Annotated in this window: 2 protein-coding genes; one reads left to right on the forward strand and one right to left on the reverse strand. The window is 60.6% G+C overall.

Translation table 11 applies throughout. The features are described from left to right. Positions 1-207: 207 nt before the first annotated feature. Positions 208-1,923 carry an HD domain-containing protein gene (locus tag NW844_RS12365; protein WP_414336061.1) on the reverse strand — a complete coding sequence of 572 codons (1,716 nt, stop codon included), beginning with the start codon at positions 1,921-1,923 and terminating at the stop codon, positions 208-210. A gap of 176 nt (positions 1,924-2,099) precedes the next feature. Between NW844_RS12365 and thrS the strand changes: the two genes are divergently transcribed. Then, a complete protein-coding gene (gene thrS / locus NW844_RS12370) occupies positions 2,100-3,911 on the forward strand; it encodes a threonine--tRNA ligase (protein WP_414336063.1) in 1,812 nt (603 codons plus the stop codon). Positions 3,912-3,913: the final 2 nt, after the last annotated feature.

Below are 3,913 nucleotides of genomic sequence, written 5' to 3' on the forward strand. Positions count from 1 at the left end.
GATTGCCCAGCTATTGGCGATCACCGGCAGCCTGGTAGTTATAGCCATCTCAAATGGTAATAAAACATTTCTCTGCGTCGTCATTACTACGCAATGCTGTCGCGAACGCGCCGCTCTAACTCCCCTCTCCCTCTGGGAGAGGGGCTGGGGGTGAGGGCCAGCGGCAAAGTGTCTTCGTCTTGTTTGAAACGACTATATGCCCCTTGGCTAGACGGCTGCCTCAAAGGGATCCGCGCTGCGCTGAAGCTGGGTGGATAATTTGGGAATCACCTGCAGCTTGAACTGTTGCTCGAAGGCCTTTTTCTTCTCGTTCAAGCTCCACAGCTCCAGGGCACAGTCGTCGTTGGGATGCCTGGGATCCAAAATCAGCTCCATCTGGCGGGGGCCTTCTCCCAGAAGCTGAAAGCGGCAGTGGAGCCCTTGGATGGCCTGCAGGCGGCGGCGATCCAGAGCACAGGCCATGCGCAACAAGGGGCTAAGTTCCAACACCACTTGGCGATCCCGCTCGTCGCTGAGGCGCTGGAAGTTCTCGTGCTTCTTCTTGGGGGGCGACTTGCGGTGGTAGCGGGCCAGGTTGGCGATCACCTCCACCTCTTCTTCGTTAAAGCCCAACAGCTCCCCGTGGCGGATCAGATAGTAGGAGTGCTTGTGGTGGGCGGCATGGCTGATGAAGTGGCCGCAGTTGTGCAGCATGGCGGCCGCCCAGAGAAGAGCCCGCTCCCGGGATCCCCAGGAGTGCAGGATGCCGCGGGTTTGATCGAAAAGGCTGAGGGCAAACTCCGCCACCCGCTCGGCATAGGGGATCTCCACCTGATATTTTTCCGCCAACTTGAGGACGCTGCGCCGCCGCACCGAGCTGTGGTAGCGCAGCCGATCTTCAATGAGCCCCTGGCCGATCATCCAATCTACGATCAGCCCTTCCCGCAGCGCCCGCTCGCAAAACTGGATCCGCTCCACCCCCAGCAGGCTCATCACCTCCTCCAAGATGACCGCCCCGGCCAGGATGATCTCCCCGCGTCTTTCTCCCAGACCGGGCAGCTTTTGCCGCTCGGCTACCGTGAGAGAGCGCAGCTCTTTGACATAGCCCCGCAGGGCTTCCAGGCTGAACTCATACCCCTGCAGGCGAGTGGGGGGAGCACCCAACCGGCGGCGGGCATCCAACTGGGCCAGGCACTCGATGGTGCCGGAGGTGCCCACCAAGGTCAGGGATCCCGGCTGTTGGGAAGCAGCAACGATGCGCCTCATCTGCTCGATGGGAGCTTCCAGCATGCCGCGGATGTGTTGTCGCAGGGCCTGCAGCTCGGCAGGGGTGGGTGGGTCGTGGCGCAAAAACGCTTGGGTCAGGCGCACCGCTCCCACCTTGATGCTGCGCAGGAACTCCGGCTCTTGGCCGTTGCCCAGAATCAGCTCGGTGGAGCCGCCACCGATATCCACCACCGCGTGCAGCCGGTTGTGGAACTCCATGGCCGAGAGCACGCCCAGGTAGATGCGGCGGGCTTCCTCCTGGCCTGAGATCAGCTCTATCCGCAGGCCCAGCTCCCGCTCGATCCGCTTCAAAAACTCCGGCCCATTGGGGGCTTCGCGCACGGCACTGGTGGCCACCGCAACAATATCTTGCACCTGAAAGCTTTCAGCAAGGCGGCAAAACCGCTCCAGAGCCACCCGCGCCCGTTCCATGGCGGCAGGCGTCAGGGCGCCTGTCTGGCTGCAAAACTCTCCCAGGCGGACGGTGGCTTTTTCGCGGGAGATGATGGTGAAGCTGGGGATGTGGGGGTTGATGCGCACCACCACCATGTGCAGGGAGTTGCTGCCCACATCGATGGCGGCGATAACCGGAGCAACTCCAGATTCAGAAGAGGAGACCGGTTTCGCTTCAGAGGCGGCGGCAGAGCGTTCGGCAAGGTTGGCGAGCGAAGAGACCATGAATCGAAGGGGTTGCCACACTTCTAGAATACTGTGTGCTTTCCCCCCTTTTTCCTGGCCGGGTTGTGGGTTGAGGTTCGAGGGGGCAATTCCCCCTGCCTGGGATCCCGTCTGCCCTGGGCTCAGCCTAAGATAGGGACACGGATAGTCGTTTTTTTGTCGTTAAGCGGGTTCCGATGTCTCAACCAGCCGCGTCGCCTCAGCAGGCCAACAGCCCTCTCAAGCTGCTGCGTACCCACGAATCTCCCAAGCTGGAGCGCATCCGCCACACCACTTCCCACGTTTTGGCGATGGCGGTGCAAAAGCTGTTTCCCAAGGCCCAGGTCACCATCGGCCCGACGACCGACTACGGCTTCTACTACGACTTTGACCATCCCCAGCCCTTCACCCCGGAAGATCTGGAGCGCATCAAAAAAGAGATGCAGGCGATCATCAAGAAAGGATTGCCGGTGATCCGCGAGGAGGTGAGCCGGGAAGAAGCCAGGCGCCGCATTGAAGCCCTCGGCGAGCCTTACAAGTTGGAGATCCTGGACAGCATCCCCGAAGGCGAGCCGATCACCATTTATCATCTGGGGGACGAGTGGTGGGATCTCTGTGCCGGCCCCCACGTGGAAAACACTAAGGAGATCAACCCCAAAGCTTTTGACCTGCTCAGCGTGGCCGGCGCCTATTGGCGGGGGGACGAGACCAAGCCCCAGCTTCAACGCATCTACGGCACCGCCTGGGAGACGCCGGAGGAGCTGAAGGAATACAAGCGGCGGCTGGAAGAGGCCAAACGGCGGGATCACCGCAAGCTGGGCAAGGAGCTGGGCCTTTTCATCTTTTCCGACGAGGTGGGGCCGGGCCTGCCCCTTTGGACCCCCAAAGGAACTACCCTGCGCTGGGTGCTGGAGGATTTTCTCAAGCAGGAGCAGCTCAAGCGGGGCTATCTGCCGGTGGTGACGCCCCACATCGCCCGCGTGGATCTGTTCAAGATCTCCGGCCACTGGCAAAAGTATCGAGAAGACATGTTTCCCCTGATGGCGGAAAGCGAAGAAGCGCGGGCGGCGGAGCAGGGCTTTGTCATGAAGCCGATGAACTGCCCTTTTCACATCCAAATCTATAAATCGGAGCTGCGCTCCTACCGCGATTTGCCGCTGCGCTATGCCGAATTCGGCACCGTCTATCGCTACGAACAATCGGGGGAATTGGGAGGCTTGACCCGCGTTCGCGGCTTCACAGTGGACGACGCCCATTTGTTTGTCCGCACCGATCAGTTGGAAGAAGAGTTTCTCAAGGTTGTCGATCTCATTCTGGTTGTTTTCGAGAAGCTCAGACTCAAGGATTTTCGCGCCCGCCTCAGCTTCCGCGATCCCAAGTCCGATAAATACCTGGGATCCCCGGAAGAGTGGGACATGGCCGAAAATGCCATTCGGCGAGCGGTGGAGAAGCTATCAATGCCGCATTTTGAAGGGATTGGGGAGGCGGCTTTCTACGGGCCAAAGCTGGACTTTATTTTCCGCGACGCGCTGGATCGGGAGTGGCAGTTGGGCACGGTGCAGGTGGATTATCAAAACCCGCAGCGCTTTGATTTGTACTATGTAGCCGAAGACGGATCCCGGCAGCGGCCGGTGATGATCCACCGCGCTCCCTTTGGCTCGCTGGAGCGGCTCATTGGGATCCTCATCGAGGAATATGCCGGGGATTTTCCTTTCTGGCTGGCACCGGAACAGGTGCGCATTTTGCCCGTTTCCGACCAATACCTGGGCTATGCCACCCAGGTGCGGGATCACCTGCGGGAACAGGGGATCCGCGTCCACATCGATGCCGACAGCGACCGCCTGCCCAAAAAGATCCGCAACGCCGAGAAGGCCAGGATCCCCTTCATGCTCATTGTGGGAGAACAAGAACAGGCAACCGGCACAGTGAGCGTGCGCCAGCGCCACGGCCAAGACCTGGGATCCCTGACGGTGGCGGAGTTCCTGGCCCAGGCGCGAGCGCTGGACTAGCG

Origin of the sequence: Synechococcus sp. H55.2 (genome assembly GCF_047462495.1) — a bacterium.
In the GTDB taxonomy this organism is placed as follows: Bacteria; Cyanobacteriota; Cyanobacteriia; order Thermostichales; family Thermostichaceae; genus Thermostichus.

Excerpts from the sequence above, each read along its gene's own strand:
- NW844_RS12365 (WP_414336061.1), bottom strand. The coding sequence starts at position 1,923 with ATGGTCTCTTCGCTCGCCAACCTTGCCGAACGCTCTGCCGCCGCCTCT.
- thrS (WP_414336063.1), top strand. The coding sequence starts at position 2,100 with ATGTCTCAACCAGCCGCGTCGCCTCAGCAGGCCAACAGCCCTCTCAAG.